Source organism: Terriglobia bacterium, assembly GCA_032252755.1.
Taxonomy (GTDB): domain Bacteria; phylum Acidobacteriota; class Terriglobia; order Terriglobales; family Acidobacteriaceae; genus JAVUPY01.
In genome coordinates, this window is sequence record JAVUPY010000088.1 from 91,923 (window position 1) to 117,340 (window position 25,418).

20 protein-coding genes are annotated in these 25,418 nt (G+C 59.0%); 9 read left to right on the forward strand and 11 right to left on the reverse strand.

Annotated features, from left to right (window positions below; genetic code table 11):
* Positions 1-91: 91 nt before the first annotated feature.
* The 4 genes from ROO76_21885 to ROO76_21900 form a co-directional block, all read right to left on the reverse strand.
* Entirely contained in the window at positions 92-1,336 is a 1,245-nt protein-coding gene (locus ROO76_21885) for an HlyD family secretion protein (GenBank protein MDT8070821.1), read from the reverse strand.
* A complete protein-coding gene (locus ROO76_21890; protein ID MDT8070822.1) occupies positions 1,336-2,742 on the reverse strand; it encodes a TolC family protein in 1,407 nt (468 codons plus the stop codon). Before ROO76_21890 ends, ROO76_21885 begins: the two co-directional genes overlap by 1 nt.
* A 269-nt stretch (positions 2,743-3,011) precedes the next feature.
* Positions 3,012-3,422, reverse strand: coding sequence for a response regulator (locus ROO76_21895; GenBank protein ID MDT8070823.1), 411 nt, complete (start codon positions 3,420-3,422; stop codon positions 3,012-3,014).
* Positions 3,423-3,447: 25 nt separating this feature from the next.
* Positions 3,448-3,876: a hypothetical protein gene (locus ROO76_21900; GenBank protein MDT8070824.1), complete on the reverse strand. Its 429-nt coding sequence runs from the start codon at positions 3,874-3,876 to the stop codon at positions 3,448-3,450.
* Between the two features lie 358 nt (positions 3,877-4,234).
* Here ROO76_21900 and ROO76_21905 point away from each other — a divergent pair, with 358 nt between their 5' ends.
* The 5 genes from ROO76_21905 (at position 4,235) to sixA (ending at position 10,712) form a co-directional block, all read left to right on the forward strand.
* Positions 4,235-6,754 carry a hypothetical protein gene (locus ROO76_21905; protein ID MDT8070825.1) on the forward strand — a complete coding sequence of 840 codons (2,520 nt, stop codon included), beginning with the start codon at positions 4,235-4,237 and terminating at the stop codon, positions 6,752-6,754.
* A gap of 147 nt (positions 6,755-6,901) precedes the next feature.
* Entirely contained in the window at positions 6,902-7,585 is a 684-nt protein-coding gene (locus ROO76_21910; GenBank protein MDT8070826.1) for a PhoU domain-containing protein, read from the forward strand.
* A 46-nt stretch (positions 7,586-7,631) separates the two neighbouring features.
* Complete coding sequence (locus tag ROO76_21915; protein MDT8070827.1) at positions 7,632-7,853, forward strand: hypothetical protein; 222 nt, start codon at positions 7,632-7,634, stop codon at positions 7,851-7,853.
* A 172-nt stretch (positions 7,854-8,025) separates the two neighbouring features.
* Positions 8,026-10,167, forward strand: coding sequence for a polyphosphate kinase 1 (ppk1, locus tag ROO76_21920; GenBank protein ID MDT8070828.1), 2,142 nt, complete (start codon positions 8,026-8,028; stop codon positions 10,165-10,167).
* Between the two features lie 11 nt (positions 10,168-10,178).
* On the forward strand, positions 10,179-10,712 hold the full coding sequence (gene sixA / locus ROO76_21925; GenBank protein MDT8070829.1) for a phosphohistidine phosphatase SixA: 534 nt from the start codon (positions 10,179-10,181) through the stop codon (positions 10,710-10,712).
* On the opposite strand, the gene ROO76_21930 is transcribed toward sixA, so the two are convergent.
* Entirely contained in the window at positions 10,664-12,181 is a 1,518-nt protein-coding gene (locus ROO76_21930; GenBank protein MDT8070830.1) for a Ppx/GppA phosphatase family protein, read from the reverse strand. The two genes, sixA and ROO76_21930, sit on opposite strands and share 49 nt — an antisense overlap.
* Before the next feature lie 66 nt (positions 12,182-12,247).
* Positions 12,248-13,186: a LysR family transcriptional regulator gene (locus ROO76_21935; GenBank protein ID MDT8070831.1), complete on the reverse strand. Its 939-nt coding sequence runs from the start codon at positions 13,184-13,186 to the stop codon at positions 12,248-12,250.
* Between the two features lie 129 nt (positions 13,187-13,315).
* Between ROO76_21935 and ROO76_21940 the strand changes: the two genes are divergently transcribed.
* The 4 genes from ROO76_21940 (at position 13,316) to leuD (ending at position 17,723) form a co-directional block, all read left to right on the forward strand.
* The gene (locus ROO76_21940; GenBank protein MDT8070832.1) at positions 13,316-14,527 is read left to right on the forward strand and encodes a 2-isopropylmalate synthase; all 1,212 of its coding nucleotides are present in this window, start codon (positions 13,316-13,318) and stop codon (positions 14,525-14,527) included.
* Positions 14,518-15,627: a 3-isopropylmalate dehydrogenase gene (gene leuB, locus ROO76_21945; protein MDT8070833.1), complete on the forward strand. Its 1,110-nt coding sequence runs from the start codon at positions 14,518-14,520 to the stop codon at positions 15,625-15,627. The genes ROO76_21940 and leuB overlap by 10 nt, the downstream gene beginning before the upstream one ends.
* A gap of 80 nt (positions 15,628-15,707) precedes the next feature.
* Positions 15,708-17,126, forward strand: coding sequence for a 3-isopropylmalate dehydratase large subunit (gene leuC, locus ROO76_21950; protein MDT8070834.1), 1,419 nt, complete (start codon positions 15,708-15,710; stop codon positions 17,124-17,126).
* Between the two features lie 3 nt (positions 17,127-17,129).
* A complete protein-coding gene (gene leuD / locus ROO76_21955; GenBank protein ID MDT8070835.1) occupies positions 17,130-17,723 on the forward strand; it encodes a 3-isopropylmalate dehydratase small subunit in 594 nt (197 codons plus the stop codon).
* 65 nt (positions 17,724-17,788) lie between these two features.
* On the opposite strand, the gene ROO76_21960 is transcribed toward leuD, so the two are convergent.
* From ROO76_21960 to ROO76_21980, 5 genes are all read right to left on the reverse strand, one after another.
* Positions 17,789-18,694, reverse strand: coding sequence for a hypothetical protein (locus ROO76_21960; GenBank protein MDT8070836.1), 906 nt, complete (start codon positions 18,692-18,694; stop codon positions 17,789-17,791).
* 322 nt (positions 18,695-19,016) lie between these two features.
* The gene (locus ROO76_21965; GenBank protein ID MDT8070837.1) at positions 19,017-20,354 is read right to left on the reverse strand and encodes a hypothetical protein; all 1,338 of its coding nucleotides are present in this window, start codon (positions 20,352-20,354) and stop codon (positions 19,017-19,019) included.
* Positions 20,354-22,354: an oligopeptide transporter, OPT family gene (locus ROO76_21970; GenBank protein MDT8070838.1), complete on the reverse strand. Its 2,001-nt coding sequence runs from the start codon at positions 22,352-22,354 to the stop codon at positions 20,354-20,356. The genes ROO76_21965 and ROO76_21970 overlap by 1 nt, the downstream gene beginning before the upstream one ends.
* A 124-nt stretch (positions 22,355-22,478) precedes the next feature.
* Positions 22,479-23,747 (reverse strand): hypothetical protein, encoded by a 1,269-nt coding sequence (locus tag ROO76_21975; GenBank protein ID MDT8070839.1) that lies wholly within the window; start codon positions 23,745-23,747, stop codon positions 22,479-22,481.
* Positions 23,748-23,848: 101 nt separating this feature from the next.
* Positions 23,849-25,198: a methyltransferase gene (locus ROO76_21980; GenBank protein ID MDT8070840.1), complete on the reverse strand. Its 1,350-nt coding sequence runs from the start codon at positions 25,196-25,198 to the stop codon at positions 23,849-23,851.
* Positions 25,199-25,418 lie beyond the last annotated feature (220 nt).

Sequence of the window (25,418 nt, forward strand, 5' to 3'; positions counted from 1 at the left end):
AGTTCTCGGATGAATTGATTCAGTGCCAGGCACTCGGTGCTGGGTACTGGGATACCGCATCGCAAGCACCCAGTACCAATCGCCCAGCACCCTACTTTCCGGTATACACGGTGGGAACCACCGACATACCTGGACGCAGCTGGTGGTTCGGATCTTCCCCAGGATCCAGAACGATCTTCACCGGCACACGTTGCACCACTTTCACATAATTTCCGGTTGCGTTATCGGCAGGGAGCAGGCTGAAGCGCCCACCCGTCGCGCCACCGATGGAATCCACATGCCCCTTGAGGTCCTTGCCGAATGCGTCGACATGGATGGTTACAGCCTGCCCGGGATGCATGTTCTGCAACTGCGTTTCCTTGAAATTTGCCGTGACGTAGATGTCCGCGAGATTGACGAGTGCTGCCAGCGGCTGGCCCGGCTGGATCGTCTGCCCGACTTCTACGGAGCGCTTGCTGACCTCACCGGCCTCCGGCGCCCGAACCGTGCAGTACTGCAGGTTCAGTTCCGCCTGTGCGAGGTTTGCCTGTGCCTTCTCGACCGCTGCGTCGGCAGCACCCGCTTTCGCTTCGATCACGCGCACCTGCTGCGGCCCTGTTTGCGCGCTGCGAACCGCTGCATCAGCTTGTATGACGTGACTTTGCGCAGTTGCAACTGCCGCCCGCGAAGCGTCGACTGTCGCGCGCGCCGACTGGTCGGCAGCGACTGCGGCGTCATACTGCTGACGCGAAATCTCGTCCTTCGTGATCAGTTGCTTGAAGCGCTCGAGGTCTTTTGCAACCTTGTCCGCATTCGCTTCGGCTTCACGGACTCGCGCGTTGGCAGCTTCGACCTCGCGCTGTGCAGCGGTACGGTTGGCGACAGCAGCTTCAACACCGGTCGAAGTGGACGTGCTTGCGATGGGCACGCTGGTGCGCGCGGCGGCCGCCGCCGCTTTCGCATCGGCCAGTTCCGCCTCTGCGCGTTTGACGGCTACGTCGTAGTCTTTCGGGTCGAGCTGAACTAGAATCGCGCCTGTCTCAACGTGCTGGTTGTCATGGAAGTCAACGCTGATCACAGTTCCGCCCACGCGGGCACTGATTGGCGTGATGTGGCCGTCGACCTGCGCGTCATCCGTCGATTCCCGAACCGAGTAGTAATGCCAGACGTACGTTCCAGCGACTATAAGCAAAATGATGCCCGCGATTAACGCATAACGAACGCCGGGATGTTCGCGGAGGTATGCTTTGACACCACGTTTGCGAACAACCGCGGTGTCTTCCTCCGGCCAGGGTCCGTGCAGGTCGGGGTCTTGAACTTCGAGTTCCTGGTCCTGGGGCTTTCTGGAATCCGGCACTAGTGCTGTCCTCCTAAGAATCTTTTCGTCGCCTCTTCGGCAACACCGAGGGCGCGCGCCAAGTTCAGCTTGGCCACGTTATGAGCATAAAGACTGTCGATGTAATTCTCTTCCGCCGTGGCGCGTTGCTCTTGTGCCTGCACCACTTCCACCGTGTTGGTCACGCCGGCAGCGAAGCGATCGCGCGACTGCGAAACCTGCTCCCGTGCGACCGCAAGCGCGCTGGTTGCCACCTTGAGTTGCGCTGTTGCGGCATTGACGTCAAGGAAGGCCGTGCGGACCTCGTATTCGATGCGCTGGCGAAGGTCGTCGAGTTCGGCCTGGCGTTGCTGCAATACTGTCTCGGCCTGCAGGACATCCGCATCGATCTTACGGCCCTCGAAGATGGGAATCGTCACTCCCGTAGCTGCCGTGAAGGTTCCGTGCGAATTCCCGGGAGTCTTGCCGAGAACTCCGTAATCGCCGTTGACACCTAGTTCCGGATACCGTTCCGCTTTTGCCGCCTTCACCGACAATTCAGCGGCACGAAGCTGCGCCTGCAACTGGTGGTAATCCGATCTTTTCTCGTATGCGCGCTTCAGAGCTTCATCAAACGTGATCGGCACCGGTGCGGAATTGGGCATCGTGTCGGCCAGCTTGAAGTCCTGTCCCATGGGCACACCGATGGTGCGCGCCAGCGAAAGCAGTTGCTTGTCGTAGTCGTTCTGGGCAACGAGGAGTCGCTGCTGCTGCGCCTGCAGTTCCACCTGTGCGCGCATTACATCGATTCCGGCCGTCATCCCGGCGTTCTTCAGGTTCACCGCCTGGTCATAAAGGGCCTGCGCCGTCTGGACCTCAGCGGTTACCGCCGCAACCCTGGAAGCATCGGCGAGCGCCTGCAGATAAGAAGAGCCGACTACCAGCACGATGAGATCGCGCGTGTTCTGGTAGGAGTAGCGCGCGGCGCGAACGTTCTCGCTGGCGGCTCGCTCTTTGTAGAGCGAGTTGAATCCGAGAGTCTCATTGAGAAGCGCGCGACTGTCAAAGATACTGAATGGTCCAATGATGCTGGGAGTTCCCGGCGCGATTGGAATTCCGTAGGCCGCCAGGTTGATCTGCTGCACGCTTTCGGCAACGCGCGCGTTGATGTGCGGAAGCATCTCGCTGAGCGCGCGGAGTCTGGCGGCGCTTGCCGACCTGTTCCCCTGTTCGGAAAGAATAATGCCGAGGTTGTACTTCAGCCCGCGGTCAATGGCATCCAGCAGCGAGAGAGAGACCGTCCCCGGCTGCAGGGGAGCGGGGCGCGATCCCGCCAGAGGGGTCTGTCCGGCACTGAGCTGCTGTATGACATTGGGGGTAGGCGGCGGCGTTCCCACGGAATAACCAGCCGCAGGTGTGGTCTGCGCCTCGACCCCTAAGCTCAACAAGAAAAGAATGCCAAACCAAGATAAGTAAGTACGTACTTTTATTTTCACAAACTATATCCCCCACCAGCCGCGGAATTTCCGCAGAGACGGGCAAAAAAGATTACCCCGATTTAGATTCGCGAACCCTTCGTTCGGACTCATACCTTGCCCTACAGGGGTTCAGGGTAAAGATGCCCAGACAGAAGAAACAGAATTGCTGGAGCCTGGACCAAAATATCAGTGTAAATGAGGGAAGTAGAACGACCAAATCGAGCAAGCCACCGCAGGCCTCAGGAGAAGCGCACCCGGCGAATAGGCTCCGCCTTTGGCGATGATGCTCGGAGCCGTCTCTGCATCAGTTCCTTTAACTGCTCAGGAAGCGCCGTTGTATTGCTCCCTTTGATGTAGAGAGCGTCGGCACCCATGCGCCGCCACTCGGCAGAAGGTACCGGGTAAGCTGTCACCACAACGATAATTGGGCGCGGAGACCGATCCCGGGCGGCCCGGACGACCTCGAATCCCGCTGTCGGTGTCTCCATGCTCAGGTCTGTGATCACGATCTCAAAGCCGTCGCTTTCAATCGCCGCCCTCGCCTCTGACGCCGACGTTGCCTGCGTAACTCCGAACCCGTTCATCTCCAGCACGGTCGAGAGGAGTTGAACGATGCGGCTGTCATCATCAACCAGTAATACCCGAGTCATAAACGGGGCACCCTGTAGCCCGTATCTATGCTGCCGTCTGGTTCTGGTCGCTGTAATCAATGCGGCCGGAAAGCGCATCTGCGGTAGCGTCCTTTAAAGCTAGATTGATGCGGTCCATCGCCTCGTTGGCCGCCTTCACAGATTCACCGTCCCCCATCTTCTGAACGAGGAGACACAACGGAAATACCGCATTGCGAACATGATGATTCAATTCCGCCACGATCGCCGCCCTATCAATGGCGTTTCGGTAATGAACTTCTTCCTGCCGGAGTTGAATGGCGAGGCAAACTACAACCGTGGTGAGACCTGCAACCAGGTCGCCGATCAGCGCGTGCAACATCGTCCCGGGGTCGTGAGGGATAGTCGCGAGGTGCACTGCGGCCGCGATGGCGCCAACGATGACGCCGGAGAGGACGGCAAGGCCCAGTTTGCCACCGTTGCTCAACCGTTGCATAAATCTCCTGCCCGGTGGTGAGTGGAAATGTTCGGTCGACTACTCTCAGGCCGCCAGCTGATATGTTTCCGTTCGGTCCCGAAATGATTTGATGCAAGAACAATCCATGGCGCACCCGGGCGGATGCGACGGCACGCAAGTTTCGGTACATGTACCTTCGGGCACTGAACCCGAGGTCAGACGGGAGTTTTCAAGGCGAAGCTGTGACGAAGCTGCCTTCGGAAGAACCGGGGGCCTACGGTGGAAACGAGGTTTTTGTCCTCTCTTTTCTACACTGGCGCCAACCGTGCCTACGCCCAACGTAACTAGTTCATCCCCCGGCATTGGCCTAAAGTTGAGCGAGCATAGTTTCAAGGTCATGGCCACGGGAACCCACATCGAGTACGTGCGCGCCTTCGTCCGCAACCTGAATGTCGTTGTGAAGCAGGTCAACCTCTATGGACTGGCGCACAGACAAGTCGCGCCCCAGTTGGAGAATACCTGGAAGGAATTGCGCGGCGCTCTCTGCGGAGAGAGGCTCGTTCTGACGGCCGCCGGTGATCATCTCCTGCTTGACGGCAAGCCTCTCCAGGCAGGGAGCGCCGACCGAACCCTATCCCAGATGCTAGTCGGCGCCGGCATTGCAGGTATCTGTTTTTTTCCTGAAATCGAAGCGGAGCAACTCACCACCTTGGTCCGCATACTGGCAACAACGAAGCTGCCCGACCTTGTAACGGAGTTCAAGAAACAGCTTGGAGATAAATCGGCAGTTCGCCTCCTGGAGTTCCGTGTCAGCGGCGAAGAACCTGCAGAACCCGAACTTGGCTTTACAGGTGCAATTGCGGCTGCGATGCTGAGCGGCATCTCGCCCCGCTCCGGATTGGCGATTACCGGTCCGGTTTCGGCGAGCGATCTGCTGCGGATGCTGTGCTCTCTCGGCGACACTTCCGCACAAGCGACGCCATCAACCGCAACCTCTGGGCGCCTCGCCGAAGGTGATGTCACCGAAACCATCCGCTGGCTCGTCCGCCTGAGCGCCGGACAGAAACGCAAAGACGACACCCCTCTCCCGGCGCCGCAGGAACTACCAACCGCAGGACTGCAAGCACTACGCGAAGCAATCGAATCGGCCAACACGATTAAAGCTTCAGGCGATCGGCCAGCGCTTCTCTCTCTTGCCGAGCAGTTGGCGGTAAACGTCGCGCTCGAGAAGTACCACAGCGGCGAGATCCCAATAAATGCGGTCCACGAGATGCTGCAGAGACTCAAGAAAGAAATCGAAGCCCTGCACAAGGTCCTCCGGTCGCATGAAGACACAATGCAACGCGCCGGACTGCTCGTTGAAAGCGAACCCGACGCTCTCGACCGGCAGTTCTGGGCAGGCATCCCCGACAGAAACAAGCTCCAGGTACTGCTCTCGCCGGAAGCCTGGTGCGTTCCGGCTCGCAACATCGGATCTTTCGCGACTGACCTGTCGCAGAAAAATGACGTGGCCGCTGAACAAATCCTGCGCCATTACTGCCTGAGTCTGAAGTCCAGCGATCCCGAAGCGCGGTTGAGAGTCGCACATGGTATCGCCACCCTGGCTCCGACATTCGCTCTCGCCGGACTTCGCGTCACACGATGGGCGATGGCCGAGGTCTCCGGCAGCTTGAGCCGGGAACTGGCATCGGAGTTGACGGCCCCGCTCTGTACCGCGTTGGCAGCCCTGGTCCGAGAAGCCGCCAAGGCACAACGTTATGAGATCGTGCCCGCGTTCTTCGACACCCTTGGCGAACTGCAACGTTGCGCTCCGCAGATCAGCGATCGCGTTCATATCGAAGCTGGTATAGAGGGTTCCGCCGAACGCTTCGTCGAGGAAGCGCTCTCGACTGAAGCTCCCCCCAGGGCCCTCGTTGAAGCGTTACAGCAGATGCCTTACGCGGTGGCGACCGAATTGAAGAAGCGAGCTGCCGGTTGCGCCAAGCGCTCCGAGTACCGCAAGCTCACCAGCCTCGCCGACCGGGTCGGCGAACAGGTTCTGGAAGCGCTTCGCCACAGCGCCGGCACCGATCAAGCATCCGAGGCGTTACCGGCCATAGGCCTGCTCACTCCCCTCGATTGCCACTACGTCGAACGCACGATGAAGAAACGCCTCTCGAGTTGGACCCCGCTCCAGCAGGCCACAGCCATTCACCAGATTGCCTGCAGCGGCATGATGGAACGCGGGATCCTCCTCTCACAACTGTTCGACTCCTTTGACGAACTCGTGCTGCCGCAGGCCATAGACGAAATCGGTTTCAGCGGCAGAGCGAATATGGATCGCCTGATGCTCGAGGCAGGTCGCGAGGATCCTCGCTCGGAATTCGTGCAACTGAAAGTAATTGAGGCGCTCGGCAACCTGCGCGAAAAATCCGCAGTCGCGCTGCTGAAGGAAATCGTGCTGGCTAAATCGGTCTGGAAATTCGAGTTCCCGCGCGAAACCCGCATCGTTGCCCTGCAGGCGCTTCTCAAGATCGAGTCCCAAGTCGCAACTGATGTCATGAAGCACTCCAGCATCTCTATGCCCGAGTTGCTGCTCGCCCCGCTGAAACCGGCTTCCGGAGAATGGGTGCGCCAGAGACGCTACACTCGCGTCCCACTCGACGGAGAAATGCGCGCCGAAATCATCTCGGATACAGGAACCTGCGACGTTTCGGTTGAGGCACTGAGTCTCGGCGGCGGTGGCGGAACAGCAAACGACCGTGCGCACCTTGGAAGCGATGGGCAGGTTGAGTTCAAGCTCGGACTTCGCAAAGTACGGGCCCGAGTCCTGTTGCACGGTTTCGACTCGCACAAAGTCGGCTTTGAGATCGCATCCATTCCTCTCGAAGACCGCACTCGCCTTCGGCAGTTCCTCACATCGCGGCAGCACCGGTAGGCTGCTCTCAAAACCAGTTCTGAACCTTCGGATTTCCACTGCCTGTGGCGGCTGAATTAACACTCCTTTAACAATCCTTTCGAATCACATCACTAGAATGTCAGCCGGGTTGAGAATCCGGCAGTTCTCGTTCGACAAGGTAGAGTGATGTCATCGCGCGCACCGGTTTCGGGCCGAAAGAATCAGGAGACAGCGAGCAGTCAACTGAAGGACAAGACTGCACGCGCTTTCCTGATTGCGCGAGACGCGGTGGCGAACCTTCGCGAGTTTCTTGACGAATCGTCGCGAATGGCTTTCCTGACCGTGAAAGAGTGCGAGCGTGAACTGGATCAGATCGAGCGGGAGATCGACGAACAACTACCAAAGGCGATCACTCGGGTAGGTGAACGCAAGGCCCGTGACTTGCTCGCGTGTCTCCGGTTCATTACGGATCTGGAGAGAGTCGGGGACTTGGTATGGTGGATCGCCCAGCATTTGAACGATACGCGGCCCAAGTTGCGCCCGCGGGACACAGACGCTCTGCGGGCCATGGCCAAGCTGATCATTTCCATGCTCGAAGAGGTACATAGAGGGTTCGTGAACGGGACGGTTGAACCCGGTCATGCGGTGATTGCGCGCGACCGCGAAATCGACGAATTGCGAAAACAGATTTTCAGGTCGCAACTCGAGCACAGCAATAAAACGCAGGATAGTCGTGAGAGCATCGACATTTTATTTATGACGCAGGCGCTGGAACGCGCGGGAGACCACGTGACGAACCTAGCCGAGGAATTGATACACCTGGTGGAAGAGCGCAGTGTTCGGCATCTTCCGAAACGCATATCGGAATGATCGTCCTTCTCCTGCCCTAAGGCAGGACCTACCCTGGAGAAGAAGTATGACTATCGCACGAGTTCGCCCAGTCTGGATTCCGGAACGAGTACCAGCGAAAATCACCTGCCTGCAGTGCGGTTCGCGCATGGAGGCTGTACTCGCCAGCGAGAAAGAGGGTGGGTTCAGCTACCGCTGCCAACGTTGCGGAGGAAGCACAGTTGTGTCACTGGACCAGTTGAACGATCCGAACATGCGGCCTAAATTGATGGGGGACAGGGCGTCATAACAGAGGTCGGCGCCGCTGAGAGTTTGTGATGCCCTCGTCGGGCGTTGTAGCATCTATATAGCTGTTGGGGAAGCCGGGGCTGCTATTCATTGCCTGGTAGTTGTCTGTACGTTCCTACGTAAAATTCAGAGCTGCGCCCGCTGCTTAACCCTTCGCTGCCACCGGTGTGATTGTGCGTTCTCCTCTGGAAAACCCGTCGTACTACATCGGTCGTGAACTTTCATGGCTGAAGTTCAACGGCCGGGTCCTCGAAGAGGCTTTCGACGAATCTAACCCTCTTCTGGAGCGCGTGAAGTTCCTCGCCATCACCGCCAGCAATCTCGACGAGTTTTTCGAAATAAGAGTTTCAAGCCTGCTCCAGCGTCTGGAAGATGGCTACACCGATCCCGGCATCGATGGCGTTACACCCGCCGATGAGTTGGAGCAGATTGCCGAAGAGACTCACCGCTTCGTTCGCGCCCAGTATCGTTGCTGGAACGAGAAGCTTCGGCCCGCCCTTGCCGAGAACGGCATCCGCATCCTCCGGCTCGCGGAACTCGACGACGAAACCCTGGAGTATGCGCAGGATTACTGCGATCGCGAACTGGATCCGCTCCTGACACCGGTGACGGTTGATCCCGCCCATCCTTTTCCACGGGTAATCAACAAGGCGCTGTGCCAGGCATTACTGCTGAAGCGCCGCCGCCGCTCGTCGTCGACCTACATTGGTGTGGTCACGGTGCCGCGATCCTTGCCACGCTTCGTGCGCCTTCCGAAGCGAGGCTTCACCGACGATTTCATCGGCCTCGCCGACCTCGTAGAACTTCACGCCGCCCGTATGTATCGCGGCTACGAAATCATCTCCGAGGGTGCGTTCCGAGTCACCCGCAACTCGAACCTGTATCTGCAGGAAGAAGAAGCGCGCAGTCTTCTCGATTCGGTTCGCACGGAGTTATCGAATCGTCGCAAGGGTGACGCCGTCCGTCTCGAAATCGAGAGCGAAGCCAACCAGGAAATCGTCTCGCAGCTTGAGACCGTCTTTGAACTCCAGGACTGGCAGGTTTACAAGGCCGAGGGCCCGGTCAATCTATCGCGCCTGATGCATATCTATTCCGGGCTGAACCGTCCCGACTTGAAGTTCAAGCCGTTTGCTGCGCGAGAGTTTCAACTCTCGAAGAAATCAAAAACCATCTTCGATGAAATTCGCGAGCACGATGTGCTGCTGCACCACCCCTTCGACTCCTACAAAACCGTGGTCGGGTTCATCGAAAAAGCGGCGGAAGACCCAAGCGTCCTCTCGATCAAGCAAACGCTTTATCGCACCAACGAGGACTCTCCGATCGTGGAAGCCCTCGTCGAAGCTGCTCGCCAGAAAGAAGTCGCCGTGGTCGTCGAGGTGAAAGCCCGTTTCGATGAAGCCTCTAATATCCGCTGGGCTCGCCACATGGAAGACTCCGGCATCCAGGTCTTCCACGGCCTCGTCGGCCTCAAGACGCACTGCAAGCTCACGCTGATTGCGCGCAAGGAAACAGACCGAATTCGCCATTACGCTCACCTGGGCACCGGCAACTACAACCCGACCACCGCGCAGTTCTATACCGACCTTAGCCTGCTGACGTCCGACACGGACCTGACGCAACCAGTCCACGACGTCTTTAATTTCCTCACCGCCTACGCGGAGTATCCGAAATACGACCCGCTGCTGGTCGCCCCTCTTGACCTCGCCGACCACACTCTTGAGTTGATCGCCCGCGAAGCCGAGCATGCCCGAGAGGGTCGCCCCGCGCGGATTATCGCGAAAATGAACGCGCTCATCGACAAGGGTGTCATCCAGGAGTTGTATCGCGCATCGCAGGCCGGCGTTCAAATCGATCTCATCGTCCGAGGCGCCTGTGCGCTGAAGCCCGGCATCCGCGGCTTAAGCAATCGCATTCGTGTCCGCAGCATCGTCGGCCGCTTCCTCGAGCACAGCCGGATTTTCTATTTCGAAAACGGCGGAGACGAAGAGATCTATCTCGGCAGCGCCGACTGGATGCCGCGAAATCTGTACGAGCGCGTAGAGGTTATCTTCCCCTTGAAAGATTCCATGCTGCGCTACCGGGTGCGCCACGAAATCCTCGAAGCTTATCTGCGCGACACTGCAAAGGCCCGCATCCTCCAGCGTAACGGGACATATGTTCGCGAGCACCGTGGCCGTGGCCGCTCCGCCAACGTTTCCACCGGGTTTTCGGCGCAGCAGTTCCTCATTGAAGTCGCCGAGGGTAAGCGCACATTCGAAGACATCCCGAAGGCTCCGGCGCCCACTCGAACTCGCGGTGTACGGTCAGCGAGTTAGGATAGATCCTTATGGTCATCTTCTTCTTACGTCATGCAAGCGCGGGGAAAAAGCGCTCGAATCCGAAACAGGATGAAAAGCGTCCCCTCGACAAAGATGGAATCGAACAGTGCCGAGAAGTCGGTCGCGCTCTCGCCGCGATGGATATCCAGGTTGACTCCATCATTTCCAGCCCATTGAAACGCGCAACCCAAACAGCTGCCCTTGTCGCAAATGAGCTTGGCTATGAAGGTAATCTGAAAATGGATGCTGCGTTGCGTCCGGAAGCGACCTACGAACAGTTTCGCGCCTTGCTGCAGAAGAATCGCAAGTTCGACTCCATCATGGTGGTTGGACACAATCCCAACCTGAGCGAATTCTGCAGCCTCCTGCTCAGCAACGGCAATGAAAGCGGAGCCATCGATCTTAAGAAAGGCGGCGCCGCAAGAGTAGAACACAGCGGAAAAGAGGGCGCGGAATTGATGTGGTGTATCACGCCACGGATCGTCCGCACCCTTCAGTCCAGCGCAACTGACAAATCGCGCCCGAAGACCGCGCGGAAATAGCTGCGCTCTTTATCGACCGCCCACATCTCCAGGTCGCCCGCACCGCGCTTCGATTTCAGAATGAGTTCCACTTCGGCCGGGTGCACGCGCGTGCGAAAACTCGTGATCGCCGCTGCCCTTCCCTGGTCGAGAGCTAGTGCCAACCTGAGCAGCGCTACCGTCCTGACGACGTAATGACGATCCACTTCCGGCAACACGCGTATGACGCGGTGATTCGGAGCCGGCTTTGAGCGTCCCATGAATCGCGCGATCGCCGCCACCACTTCACGCTGATGCGTGGTGAACCCGAAAATTTCCGAATGCGCGATCAGGTAATAGGCGTGCCGGTGCCGACCCGAGCGATTGATGTAGGACCCTATCTCATGCAAGAGTGCGGCCGCAGCCAGCCACTCTTCGTATTCGGCCGGCAGACAATGAATCGGTTTGAGCTTTCGGAACAGTGCAACCGCATTCTTCCGCGCCCGCTCCGCAAAGCGTCGATCGACACTGTAACGCTCCTCCAATTCGTGCAGCGAGTGCGCGCGCTCCGTTTCCACCTGCCGCCGCACCCGGGTATGGCTGTCATAGTCGGCAACCATCTGTGCCAGCACGCCGTCGCGCAGGCCGAGAGGAAGATACCGGAAACTGGTGAGACCAAGCCGGGTGAGAAGCTCGCTGTAAACATTCGCACCGGCAACGATGATTTCCGCACGCCGCGGCCCGATCCCCGGCATAGCGCGGCGTTGCTCGAGCCCCGTCTTTGATAATTTTTCCGCGAGTTGAACCACCACTTTCCGCGGTACTGTACTCGACTCGACATCCGCTCGTGCGGCGTACAGGTCCGCCAGTGCCGCCGCCGTTCCAGACGTCGCAATCGCAACCTGTGCCCCCGCGTTCTTCATGCGGCGCTCGACTCGGCCTACTTCTTCCGCGATGAATGCCCGCAGCTGCTCCAACTCCTTTTTCTTTGGCGGATCGTGCTGCAGGAACTCTCGTGTAAGCCGCACCGCGCCCAGCGGCAAGCTCACGATATCGCGAATCTGGTGGTCAACCGACACGGTGATCTCGCAGCTTCCGCCGCCAAGATCCATCAGCAGCACACGGTCGGCGTGAATCTGCGCATTCGCCATCACGCCAAAGTGAATCAGGCGCCCCTCTTCCAGGCCGGAAATCACTTCGATGCGCCAACCGGTCGCCGACTCCACCCACTCAATGAACGCCGAGGAATTCCGCGCGTCGCGCAACGAACTCGTGGCGACTACGCGCACCACCGTTGCGCCATGCTTTTGAGCCTCTCGATGGAATCGCTGCAGGACTTTGACCGTCTGCGCCATCGCCTTGGGATCGAGCAGCCCAGACCGAAATACCGACTCGCCCAAGCGCACGACCTCGCGGTCGTCGGCAAGTTCAACGAGCCGGTTATTCCGGAGCCGACCGATTTTGAGCCGGACGGAGTTAGCGCCGATGTCTACCGCGGCGAAAGTGGCCATGATTCACAGGATGCGCAAAAACTAGCCTACGATCACACCAAAACGCTGACGATTCCAGAGCCACTTTTATGCGGGCGCTGTTCGTGCCTTCGCGCGGCGTGACTTACGCTCTGATTGGAACCTGTATCTGCTGTTGGGTGCTGCCGCCATTTGTTCGCATACTTTGAGAAAAGCCCTGCCGGCATGCGACATTGGTGCCCCCTCGCGCGCAACAAGCCGCATTAGCCGCTCCAGCCGCAGTTCGTTGATCGGAACCTCGACGAGGTCCCCACGGCCAAGGTCGTCCTCGACGGTGATTCGCGGTACCATCGCCAGGCCGCTGCCCATCCGTACAAACTCCTTGATCGACTCCAACGTCGGCAATTCCACATTCATGTTCAGCACCGTCTTCGAATTCTTGAACGCCTCGATCACCTTTGCCCGATACGGCGAGACCACGTTGTGCGCAACGAAGGATTCCGCCCCGAGGTCTCGAATACTGACATTCTTAGCATTCGCCAGTGGGTGCGACGGGTACACGACAAATATCAACTGGTCTCGGTAGAAGATCGTCGAGTTCAACTGTTCATCATCCGGCTTGAACGACAACACGCCAAATTCGACGTTGTGATTGACAACCAGCCGCTGGATCTGGCTCGCCAGAGCGCGCTGCACCTGAATCTTGATAGTCGGGTGAAGGCGGTGAAATTCATTGAGAATTGGGAGCAGGCACAGCACCGTAAACTCGTTGGCCGCGATCACCAACTTGCCCTGGTGCAACTGCCGCAACTCGGCCAGGGCATCGCGGGCTTCAGAACGAAGGTTAAGCAACTCCTCGGCATATTCCACCAGCAGGTGCCCGGCATCAGTCAATGTGCCGTCCCGTGACGACCGGTCGAACAACGTTTCACCTAATTCTTCTTCCAGCCTGCTTATGGTTTGGCTAATAGCTGATTGCGTTCGGTGGAGGCGCTGCGCAGCCCTAGAAAAGCTCTTTTCCTGCGCTACGGCGAGAAAGGTTTCCAATTGATACAAATCCATATATCACCCGGGAGCCCCTGTGGCATCACCCCGACTGATTAAATCACAAGTTGTAATCATTGTCGAAATTATATTAGTTTGACTAATCGATTCCTAAGCCCCAGATTGGTCGCCATGGATATCAGTGGCGTAAGCGACCGTCTCCTGGTTTTCGATACCTCCCTCCGCGATGGTGAGCAGTCCCCCGGTTGCAGCATGAATACCGGCGAGAAATTGCGCCTTGCGCATAATCTGGAGTCGCTCGGCGTCGACATCATCGAAGCCGGGTTCCCTGTTGCTTCCACCGGAGACTTCGAGGCCGTCAAACGCATCGCAAACGAGATTCGCGACACTCGCATCGCCGCTCTCGCCCGTTGCACGCGGCACGACATCGAGGTCGCCTGGGACGCCATTCGCGACGCCGTCCGTCCGCGTATCCACACATTCCTTGCGACGTCGGATATCCATCTCGGCTTCAAGCTGAAGATGACCCGCAGCGATGCCCTTCGCCAGGCGCAGGATTGCGTCGCCTTCGCGCGATCCATGTGCCAGGACGTGGAGTTCTCGCCCGAAGACGCGACTCGTTCGGATGTCGATTTCCTCTGCGAAGTCCTGCAGGCCGTCGTGGACGCCGGTGCGACCACCTTGAACATTCCCGACACGGTCGGCTACACGACTCCAACGGAATACGGCAACCTGATCCGCACCATTCGCGAGCGCATCAAGGGTATCCAGAACGTCACCGTCTCGTCGCACTGCCACAATGATCTCGGACTCGCAGTCGCGAACTCCCTGGCGGCCGTCAGCGCCGGAGCGCGACAGGTCGAGTGCACTATCAACGGTATCGGCGAGCGCGCGGGGAACGCTTCACTCGAAGAAGTCGTTATGGCACTTCACGTTCGAAACGATCTTTTCCCAGTTACGTGTGGAGTAAACCGCGAGCAGCTCTACTCGGCGAGCCAGTTGCTTTGCGAAATCGTCGGTTTCCAAGTGCAGCCCAATAAGGCCATTGTCGGGCGCAACGCCTTCGCGCATGAAGCCGGCATTCACCAGCACGGGGTATTGAGCAATCCGCTCTGTTACGAGATCATGACTCCGGAATCCGTCGGCGTACCCGCCGAGCGTCTCGTTCTTGGCAAGCATTCCGGGCGTCACGCGCTCGCCTTCAAGTATCGCGAACTCGGTTACGACTTGAGCGGCGATGAAATTTCTCATCTCTACACGCGATTCACCGAACTGGCGGATCGCAAGAAGAAGGTTTACGACCAAGACCTGATCTCCCTCGTGATGACAGGCCGCAGCCCGGTCACGGGTAGCGTTTCCCAGGGTGTTCATTCATGCGACTAAGAATCACAGTTCTTCCGGGCGACGGCATTGGCCCGGAGGTCACGGCCCAGGCAGTGCAAGTTCTCCGGACAGTGTCCGACGTGTGCGGTTACAACTTCGATTTCACCACGCGCCTCATCGGAGGTGCCGCCGTTGAAGACAGCGGCCATCCGCTTCCCAAGAAGACGCTCGACACCTGCCTCGAGTCCGATGCGGTCCTGCTTGGCGCAGTCGGCGGGCCTAAGTTCGACGGTCTTGCTCCGCATCTTCGCCCTGAAGCCGGCTTGCTTGCGATTCGCCAGGCGCTCGGCTGCTATGCGAACCTGCGTCCGGTGATCGCCTACGAGTCGGTCGCCGACTGTTCTCCGCTGCGTCCCGAGCTGCGGCGTGGCGCCGACGTGCTCATCGTTCGTGAATTGCTCGGTGGCCTCTATTTCGGCGAGCCCCGCGCTAACGACACGGAGCACAAGAGCGCCTATAACACGATGCGCTACTCGGAGCCCGAGATTGAGCGCATCGCCCGCGTGGCTTTTGAAGCTGCTCGCGAGCGCAAGAAGAAAGTTACATCGGTCGACAAAGCTAACGTTCTCGAGACCTCGCGGCTATGGCGCAGCGTCGTCACCCGTGTCGGCAAGGAGTATCCCGACGTGAAACTCGAGCATGCGCTGGTCGACTCGTTCGCCATGCAGCTGATCATGACGCCCACGCGCTATGACGTGGTCGTGACGGAAAACCTGTTCGGCGACATCCTTTCTGACGAAGCCGCCGTGATCAGCGGTTCGCTCGGCCTGCTGGCCTCGGCCAGCATAGGCGGCCCGGTCGGATTGTATGAGCCGATCCACGGCTCGGCACCAGACATCGCCGGCAAAGGCATTGCTAATCCGCTGGGCGCGATTGCCTCGGCCGCCATGCTGTTGCGCTATACCGGCAAACTCGTCGGTGAAGCTGAGGGCATCGAGACCGCGATCCGCAACACGCTCGACGCCGGCTATCGCACTCCCGACCTCACGACTACGGAAGCCGCGCGGAAGCGTACGAATACCACAGAACAGGTTGGCGCGCGTATTGCCGAAACCGTTTGCGATCTGCTAAACCGCAGGATGGCGTATCACGCGGTATAAATTAGAAGGTATTAGGTGCCCCAGGTTCACGCCCTGTGGTTGGGCGTTAACCTGGGTCTTTTTCGGATTTTATATCGGTTATGTCCAACCCACAGACCCTCTTCGATAAGGTATGGTCCGCCCACGTTGTGCGACACGCCGCGGGCGAACCCGCACTCATTTACATCGACCTTCATCTCGTTCACGAAGTGACCTCACCGCAAGCCTTCGAGGGCCTGCGCTTGAACGGCCGGAAGGTCCGCCGACCGGATCTAACCTTCGCCACCGTCGACCACAACGTACCGACGACTACAGAAGATCGCTTCGTCATCAAGGACCAGATCGCTTCGCAGCAGGTCCAAACGCTGCGCAAGAATTGTGAAGCCGCCGGCATTCCTCTCTACGACGTTGGCGACCGTCGCCAGGGCATTGTCCACGTGATCGGCCCGGAGTTGGGCCTGACGCAGCCCGGAATTACCATCGTCTGCGGCGACAGCCACACCAGCACGCACGGCGCTTTCGGAGCCCTCGCTTTCGGCATCGGCACCTCGGAAGTCGAGCACGTTCTCGCAACACAGTGCCTGCCGCAGGCAAAGCCGAAAACAATGCAGGTACTCGTTAAAGGCGACCTCCCGCGCGGAACTACCGCGAAGGACCTCGCACTCGGCATCATCCACCAGATCGGCACCGATGGCGGCACTGGTTATGTCATCGAGTACGCTGGCGAGGCCATCCGCAAGCTCTCCATGGAAGGCCGCATGACGCTCTGCAACATGAGCATCGAGAGTGGCGCCCGCGCCGGCATGGTCGCACCCGACGAAACTACATTTGCTTATTTGAAAGATCGTCCGCACGCGCCTAAGGGAAGCAAGTGGGATCAGGCGGTCGCCTACTGGCGAACGTTGTCGACCGATCCCGGCGCGCGATTTGACCGCGTCGTCGAATTCGATGCCTCGAAACTCGAACCGTGGGTCACTTGGGGAACTTCGCCCGGAATGTCCGCACCCGTAAGCGGCTTCGTCCCAAAAGATCAGGATGCCCGCAGCGAAGCCGAGTTGAAAGCTCTGCATCGTGCCATCGAGTACATGGGCATCCGAGCAGGCGGGAAGATCGAAGATCTTGCTATCGATAAAGCTTTCATCGGCTCCTGTACCAACGCGCGTCTCGAAGACCTTCGTGAGGCAGCGCGCGTTCTCCGCGGATACAAGATCAATCCCAAGGTGCACGCCATCGTCGTACCCGGTTCAGGCCAAGTAAAGGAAGCCGCCGAGCGAGAAGGTCTCGATCGCATCTTCAAAGATGCCGGCGCCGAGTGGCGCGAGCCCGGCTGCTCTATGTGCCTTGGCATGAATCCCGACATCCTTCAGGAAGGCGAGCGCTGCGCCTCGACCAGCAACCGCAATTTCGAAGGCCGCCAGGGGCGCGGCGGTCGCACGCATCTCGTCAGCCCCAGCATGGCCGCTGCCGCAGCCGTCGCCGGACACTTCGTCGACGTGCGGGACTGGAAATATAAGGAGTAGCCGATGGAAGCTCTGCGCCAACATCGCGGCCAGGTCGTGCCGCTCGATCGCCCGAACATCGATACCGATCAGATCATCCCCAAGCAGTTCCTCAAGCGCATCGAGCGAACCGGCTACGGCGAGTTCCTCTTCTTCGACTGGCGCTTCAACGCCGACGGCACGCCAAAACCGGAGTTCATCCTTAACCAGGAGCCGTATAACAGTGGGAGCATTCTGCTGGCACGCAAGAATTTTGGTTGCGGCTCCTCGCGCGAGCATGCCGCATGGGCGCTCATGAACTATGGCTTCAGCGTGGTGATCGCGCCATCGTTCGCCGACATCTTCCACTCCAACGCCGCGAAGAATGGCCTGTTGACGATCACTCTGCCCGAAGAGATTGTCGACGAGTTATTCCGTCGCGCAAACGGTAAGTACGAGCTGAATGTCGATGTCGCGAACCTGACCATCAGCGACGACCGCGACCTGCGCGTGAACTTCACAATGGACGCCTTCCGCCAGAAATGTCTCCTCGAAGGCCTCGACGACATCGCCCTAACCCTCGCGCACGAAGACGCCATCTCCACCTACGAGCGTGACATGGTTCCCGCCTGGCGATAATAAGGCTTGGATCCTCGCTTGATGATCGCGGATGAAGCCGAAGATGACCGCTCGGCTGCCGAGTTTCACGCGAGCCTCCCCGCCGTTCCCTCTTCTTCCGCTTCAGAAGTCGGGCAAAACGGGTACGGAATCCGTTCTTCCGCCGCGACCGCCTCTGCTTCATAGAACGACTTGCTGCGATCGCAGATCAGCGTCGGCAAATCCGAATTGAGCGCCGCGACTTCAACCGGGAACAGGTGCTGCGCCGCGAAATCGATCGCTTTCGGCTGCACGATCCCGCCGCCGATCTCGATTGCTTCCTGCCAAGTCAACGTCTTGAATTGTCGCGGCTCGGCTTCTGATGTCGCGGGATCGAATTCGAAAATTCCATCGACATCTTTCACCAGCCGGCAGCGGTTCGCCTCGATCTTCTGCGCGATGAACACGGCCGTCAGGTCCGACCCGCCCCTTCCCAGCAGAGACAGCGATCCATCCGGCAACCGTCCCACGAATCCCGGCGCGACGATCACCGGCGTTTGCTCGAACACTCGATGCACTTCCGCGGCATTGATCTCCACCGGCTCCGAGTTGAGCACTGCCCCATGCGTTCGCAGCCCAAGTCGGGTCTCATCCAGAATCGCGCACCCGATTCCCGCCCGATCCAACGCGAGCGAAAGCAGCGCCGCAGACGTCGCCTCGCCCGTCGCGAGAAGCGCGGCTACGGAATGATCATTGATGTTTTCGCCGAACGACTTCGCGAGCGAAAGCAGTGTATCGGTCGTATTCCCTATTGCCGAGACGACAGCGACGACACGATGGCCGGAATCGATCCAGCGGCGAATTTCTTCCACCGTGTTGGGGAGGTCCAATTCACTGCACAGGACCGAGCTACCGAATTTCAAAACGATTACGGGATACCGGCGCACCGCATCCGGCGAGACACCGCCGTGGCTGGCCAGCGTGGGCAGACGAAAATTCTTCTGAGACGACACTACGAATCTCCCTTCGAGGTTGAGCGTTATTCGGGCCAAAAACAGAATCGCCGCCTTTGGAAAACCCCCAGGCGGCCGCTCAGTGATGGGAGATTGTCAGATCGTTGCTTCAGGCTCCCGACGCTGGCCAGACACCGCCTGGGGTGCACATGGCCATATACATTCGGGATATCTGCTGCAAATACATAATCAATCCGTTTTTTCCCTCACGTCACAAGGTGGTGTGAGGTGGATTCAGTGTATCAACCGAGCCGGAATTGTCAATCATGCTTCCGGCGTATTCACAAAAGTTTGATTCAAACATCAGTGCCGCTAATTCGACTTACGCCTCGGCCAGCACAGCATCCACGGTCTGCACGTCAACCAGTCCGCGACAGCCATAGATGGCAGGCAAAACTTTTTCTGCTGCGAATTTCCGGCGCAACTCGGCTACCTTTTCCGTTCCCGAACGATACGCCGGCAGATACATTCGCCCCAGCAGCGGATGCCGTCCCCACGCGCCTGAGAGTTTGTCGGCGCGCTCTTCGGTAACCAGGAAATCATTCCGCAACGTCTTCGCGACCTCTGCCTGCGGCCGTCCTTCCTGCCACGTCAGGTATGACGAGTGATTCTTCGCATCATCCTGCAGCAGCGCCAGCAGGACACCAATCTGAAGGTCTTCGTCCGGCAACTGCTCGACGTCGGTGACGCCATACGCGATCAGGATCGCGTTGTTCGCGATGCCCTCGAACAGCGTCGCCGCCCGCGTGTTCATCGTCAGCACAGTCGCTTCGAACCCGGCTAGGCCGCGCGCATACAAATTCTGCAGATAAGCAAAGGTTGTCACGTGCCCCGGGACGACTTCATGGCTGATCAACTGCTCGAACTCCGGTTCCGTGATTTGCAGCGAGGCGTTGATCTCATACGTCGCCTCATATTTCGGGCTGCCATCCGCATTGCGCGCGCGGCCAACGTAGTTCATCGAACCCGAGAACCACGCATCTTTGATGGGGAGGAAATCGATGTTCGCGCGCGGAACTCCGTGTAGTTCCTTTGGGAGATAGGGCAACAAGTTTTTCTCGCTTAGCCGGTCGTAGTGCGCGATCACTGCCGTGCTCAGTGCGCGAACCGATGCCATCGGAATCACGCGCTCCTTGCGCCACGCATCTACCGCCGGAAGAATTCCGTTCGAAGTCGCATACCCCGCCCGACTCAGCAACTCTGTGACCCGCTCGCGCTTTTTCTCCGGATGCGACGGCTCCGGCGCCCGCGACGTCGATGCTTCGACGCAGCGCGAATACGGAACTGCCGGCCCTTTCCCGAGGATCTCCATCGCGAGGTCCCACATTGCCTGCAGCGATACCGCGAGGCCCAAAAGATAGCTGCGCCGCGTTCCATCGAGGCTCCCTGCTGCGTCACGCACGCCGCCGATTGCCTTCGGCAGGTCGACTTCCTTCAAATATTGCTCCACCGCCGCCCGATCCACCTTCGGTCCGGAGACGCCGCCAGTCTCGCGCACCCGCGCCGCCGCGGGCGTCGTGTACGCAACCGGCAACGGTTCGCCCGAAAACCACGAGTCCGCAATGAACCGTCCCGTTCCCGACGGACACATGACGTCTCCGCCCCACAGGGTGTCGATTCCAAGAACCGCGTCCGCGACAAAACGCCCAAGCTGATCCATTACGCCTCCCTCGATTTATTCAATGAGCGGAACCAAACATAGCAGCATAGCGCAACGAACAACACAGCCGAGACCGTCTGCGAAACCGGCACGTTGTCGAAGAAGGGAGTATGCACCCAACTCTCCTTGAAACCCGGCAGTAGTCGTAACGCCGCGCCGAACACTCCACCCAAGGCTCCTCCGGCCATTAATCCTGAGGCAATAATCACTCCACGCTCGCGAATCGTCCTTCCTCGTTCGCCATTAACCTTCGCCGCCCTCTTATTCAGGAAATGCGAGAGGAATCCGCCCACCAGCGCCGGAGTATTCAATTCCAGCGGCAGGTACATCCCGAGCGCAAATATCAACGAAGGCTGTCCGAGCATTTCCAGAATAAGCGCAATGAAGGCGCCTACGCCGAAAAGCATATACGCCACTGGCTGATGGCTCATGAAACCCTCGACCAGTGCCTTCATAATCGCCGCCTGGGGCGAAGGCAGCACCGGAAGCGTATTCCCAGGCACGGCCTCGCCGAACTGGAACGTCTTCGCCAGCATCACGATCGTCAGTCCCGCTGCCGCTGCCGAGAACAGCACGCCCAGGAATTTCACCTTCTCTTGCGACGCCGGCGTCGAACCCAACCAATAGCCCGCCTTCAGGTCTGTAATCAGCTGTCCGGAGATTGACAACGCCGTGCATACCATTCCGGCAATCGCCATCACGAAGAACATTCCCGTCGTGCCGGAAACGCCAAACCGCAGCAGCACCACGGACGAGATGATAATCGTCAGCATCGTCATGCCGGAGACCGGGTTGCGCGCCGTCGTGGCAATCGCGTTTGCGGCGACCGACGCAAAGAAGAATGAGAACACCAGGGTCATTGCGACGCCTATCGCCACCGCAACCATGCTCGCATGCAGGGTCCCCATGAACACCGCGACGCCTATCGCGCTGAAAATGACGCTGAGCAGGATCGTGGTCATGGAGATGTCGCGGTCCGTGCGCACAGAACTGGCGACTTCGCCTTTGTGAAATGCCTTCAAGGCGATCCCGAACGACCCCGCAACAATCTTCAGCGACTTGATGATCCCGAAAATTCCCGCCGTGGCAATCGCACCCACGCCGATGTAGCGAACGTAGTTGCTGTAAATCGCAACGGCGCTCATGTCGTGAATCGGAACTTTGCCCGGGTAGACCGCGGTCGTAACGTGGCTTCCTATAAACCACACCAGCGGCACCAGCACGAAGTTCGAGAGCACGCCGCCCGCGCAGAGAATCATCGAACTGCGCAACCCCATCACGTACCCGAGCCCGAGAATGAAGCTGATCGCGTCGAAGTTGAATACGATCCGTGCGCGATCGTTCAGCGTGCGCATCAGCGGTACGAACTGGAAATTGACGTATTCTTTCCAGACCTCGAACGTCGTCACGAAGAAGTCGTAGACGCCGGCGATGAACGTCGCTTCGAGCAGCAGTTTCGCCTGCGAACCGCCCTTTTCGCCCGTGACGAGAACTTCGGTGATCGCCGTCGCTTCCGGGTATGGCAGCAGCCCATGCATCTCGCGCACGAAATACCGGCGCAGCGGAATGAGGAACAGAATCCCAAGACATCCGCCCGCCAGGCAGATGAAGATTGTCTGCAGCGGATGTGGGCTGAGGTTCAGGATGTAGAGCGCCGGTAGCGTAAAGATCGCGCCTGCGACTACACCTCCCGCAACCCCTCCAATTCCCGTGATGATCACGTTCTCGAGCAGAGTCGACCGCCGCGCGTAAACACGCGCCAACCCGATCGCGAGGATCGAGATCGGGATCGCCGCTTCCATCACCTGCCCAACCTTCAGGCCGGAATAGGCCGACGCAACGGTGAACACGACGCACAGGAAGACGCCCCAGCCCACCGATCGCCAACTGACTTCGGGAATCTTCGCTTCTGATGCGATTACCGGCGGATACTCTTCGCCGGGTTTCAGCGGCTCATACGCTTTTGTGGAGAGGGATTTTGCGGTTCCGACCTCGGACATCCGGGGCCTCCTGTCAGCCCTTGGGCAGGCTGATTATAGGGAGGCCATCACCACCGAGTTTGTGACCGTCCTCACGTGTCGCGGGTGACGCAAACGGTCTTCTGGCGCGTCGACAAAACCCGCATCAGTTCGCCGCTGGCACGGCCATCGGCTTTCTCGATGGCCCAAGGTCGACCTGTATTTCCGTGTTACGTGGGAAGACCACGTCCTTGCCGTGAGCGATAAAGTGCGAGTAGACGGACCGACCCGCTGCGATTCCGCCCAGCGTACCGCCCATGATGTTGGAGCCTGTCGAGATGGCGATGATGCGCCCGATCAGTCCGAACCCGTTGCTCGAAGTCGCAGCATGAGTCACGTTGGCCTCATCCTCCGTCAGTGCCGAGGTCGCCAGCAGCCCAAGGCTCAACGGCGCCAGCAGGGCACGGTTCGACTGTGGCCTGGCTCCGCCCTCGCTGTCGAGCTGAATATTCGCAGTGGCGCGGCCTGCCACCGCCGTCGGCACGCCGGTTACGAACTGCTGTGCGCCTTCGGGGAACTCCATCTTATGGAATGTGAACCGCAGTGCGCCGTTGCGACCCCACTTCCCCGCCGGACTCGCCTGCAATACGTTGCCTTCCAGCAGCGTTCCCTGCGGGATCTCAACGTGGTTAGCGGCGTCCATTTTTGGCTGCGTAACGACGGCCGTTACCGGATCGCCGGGCTTCGCCTTCGCCGAGGTCAAGCCCGTCAGCAGGCGCGCATGCAGTTCGGTCGACGACTCGAGCTTCTGCCTTTTCGAAGCCCTTGGTGGATCTGCCATCGCCGTCTGCGCACCCAGAGGACGCAGCAGGGCAACGTCATATTCCGTCCCCGGTTGCAGCGACTCCGGATGCCACGGCAACTGGCTGAACAGCATTTGTTCCAGTCGATACTGCTTGCCGGGAGCCGTAAAGGTGCTGACCGCCTGGTTCTTCTTCCCAAGCGCCATACTCCACGCGCGGTGAATCAGCGAAACATGCTTCGCCCCGGCGCTGTGGAACACGACCACGCTCGAACTCTCATCCGACACTGCAGCACTGATCGGCACCGGTGGAGCATTCGGCGGCAGCACACGTTCGAATCGGACTTTCACTTCATGGAGAGGCGTAAAGTCGCCGTGGAATTTCGCGTTCAACCGCCGCTTGTGCGAGGCCGGGTTTACCTGCACGATCTCTCCCTGGATCGGCGTTCCGGCAGGAATCACAACCTTGTTGTTTTCGTAGAGGGGTTCGACCGTGTGCGCGCGAACTGGCGCTCCCGCCCTGAACTTCGCGGGCGAATCGATCTGCACCCGCACCACTTCAGAACTGGCGGTTTGTGACCATACAAACGGTGAAGAAAAGACAAGGAGAGACAGAGAGAGCAGAAAGCGCATTGCGGCCACCCAGTGGTGTCATTCTATTCGCTTCGACAGAATGACTGCCACAAGCACCTTCGTGCATCTCTGTCGCACGTAGCCGATTGTGTCCTTCTGACTCAGCCCTTGTGTCCGACTATCAGACCGCTCGGTCCATGCAACTTTACCCGCTCTACCTGCGTGAACCCCGCCTCGCGCATCCACTCCGAATACTCCGGCTCGCTGTAGGTGCTTCCCTCTTTCGTTCCCACCAGCATGTTGATTGCGAACAATGCCGCGTGCCTGGGCGAGGCCTTGTCGGGATTGAGGATGAAATCCTGGATCGCGAGCCGTCCGCCGGGTGCGAGCGCCCCGAAAGCGCGTTTCAGCAGTGCCCGGTTCTGTGCCGGAGAAAACATGTGGCAGATAGCATTGAGCATCACCAGGTCATACCCCGAATCGAGCGGAGAGGTAAGCATGTCGCCGGGACGGATCTTCACCTGGTTCGCCACTCCAGCATCCTCGACATAGTCTTTCGTCAGGCCTACGACTTCCGGCACGTCGAGAATCACCGCTTCAACCGAGGGCTCCGCTTTCGCGAACGCGACGGAGTAAGCACCCGAGCCGCCCCCGAGATCGAGGATCCGCCGCACGCCGTCTGTCCCGAGGGACTTCACCAGCAGCCGCGCTCGTTCAGTAGCATTGCGGTGCATCGCGGCGATGAAGTCCTCCGTCCCTTCCTTCGAGCGAGCGCCCTTCGTGACTTCGCCCGACTTCACGATATTGGTGAGATTCGACCACCCATGCCAGATATTCGCAATGTGCAGCAGCCCGGGTCGCGCATTGTCTTTTGACCCGGCGCTGAAAAACCGGGCACTCGCCGGGGTGCATTCAAACCGTCCGTCGCTCTTCTTCAGCAGGCCCAGGCTGGCAAGCGCATTCAGCAATGTTTCAGTCCCGCGCAAACTTGTCTTCAGCTTCTCCGAGACCGCATCGGCTGTGGCTCCGCTGCCCACCGCCGTGAATACATCGAGTTCCAGCGCCGTCAGGACGACTCGGCTCGGCATGTAACCGCGAATGAGTTCGTTGAGATCGTCGGGGAGCGTTCCCGCCTGATCGCGAGCCTTAACCATGGCCCGATACTTATCGCGATGGTCGAGCGCCAGTGTCTTCATCGCGCCCGCGTCCTTCCACTCCAACCGTTCCACGACCTTCCCGTCTTTCAGGTGCGTACGCGCGATCTCGCCAATATCGTCCGGTTGCAGTTTGCGGTACCACGTACCCTCCGGGTAGACGACCATCACGGGGCTTTCATCGCACAGCCCCATGCAGCCGCAGGTTGTTACCTGCACATCGTCGTCCAGCCCTTCTTTTTGCAGAACCTTCCCCAGCGTGTCCAATAGCGTGAACGCGCCGCTCGCGGCGCAGGAGGTTACCCCTTCGGCCTTCTGTTGTGTGCAAACAAAAACGTGATGACGGAACGGTTCCATAGAATTCCACCTGTCGTTAACAAAACTTAAGAACCTTTTATTCTCGTCCGCACGTCCATGTACGTCCGTGACTCATGTCACGAACCGCACGGAAATACAGGTACTTGCCGAGTTCGGCAACGTTCCTGCTGAAACCAGAATCACACATGTAATCCGCCCCGCTTTCCGCCACTTTTCTGCGGAATTCGGGTTCTCAGGAAAGGCCAAGTATCTTCAACCG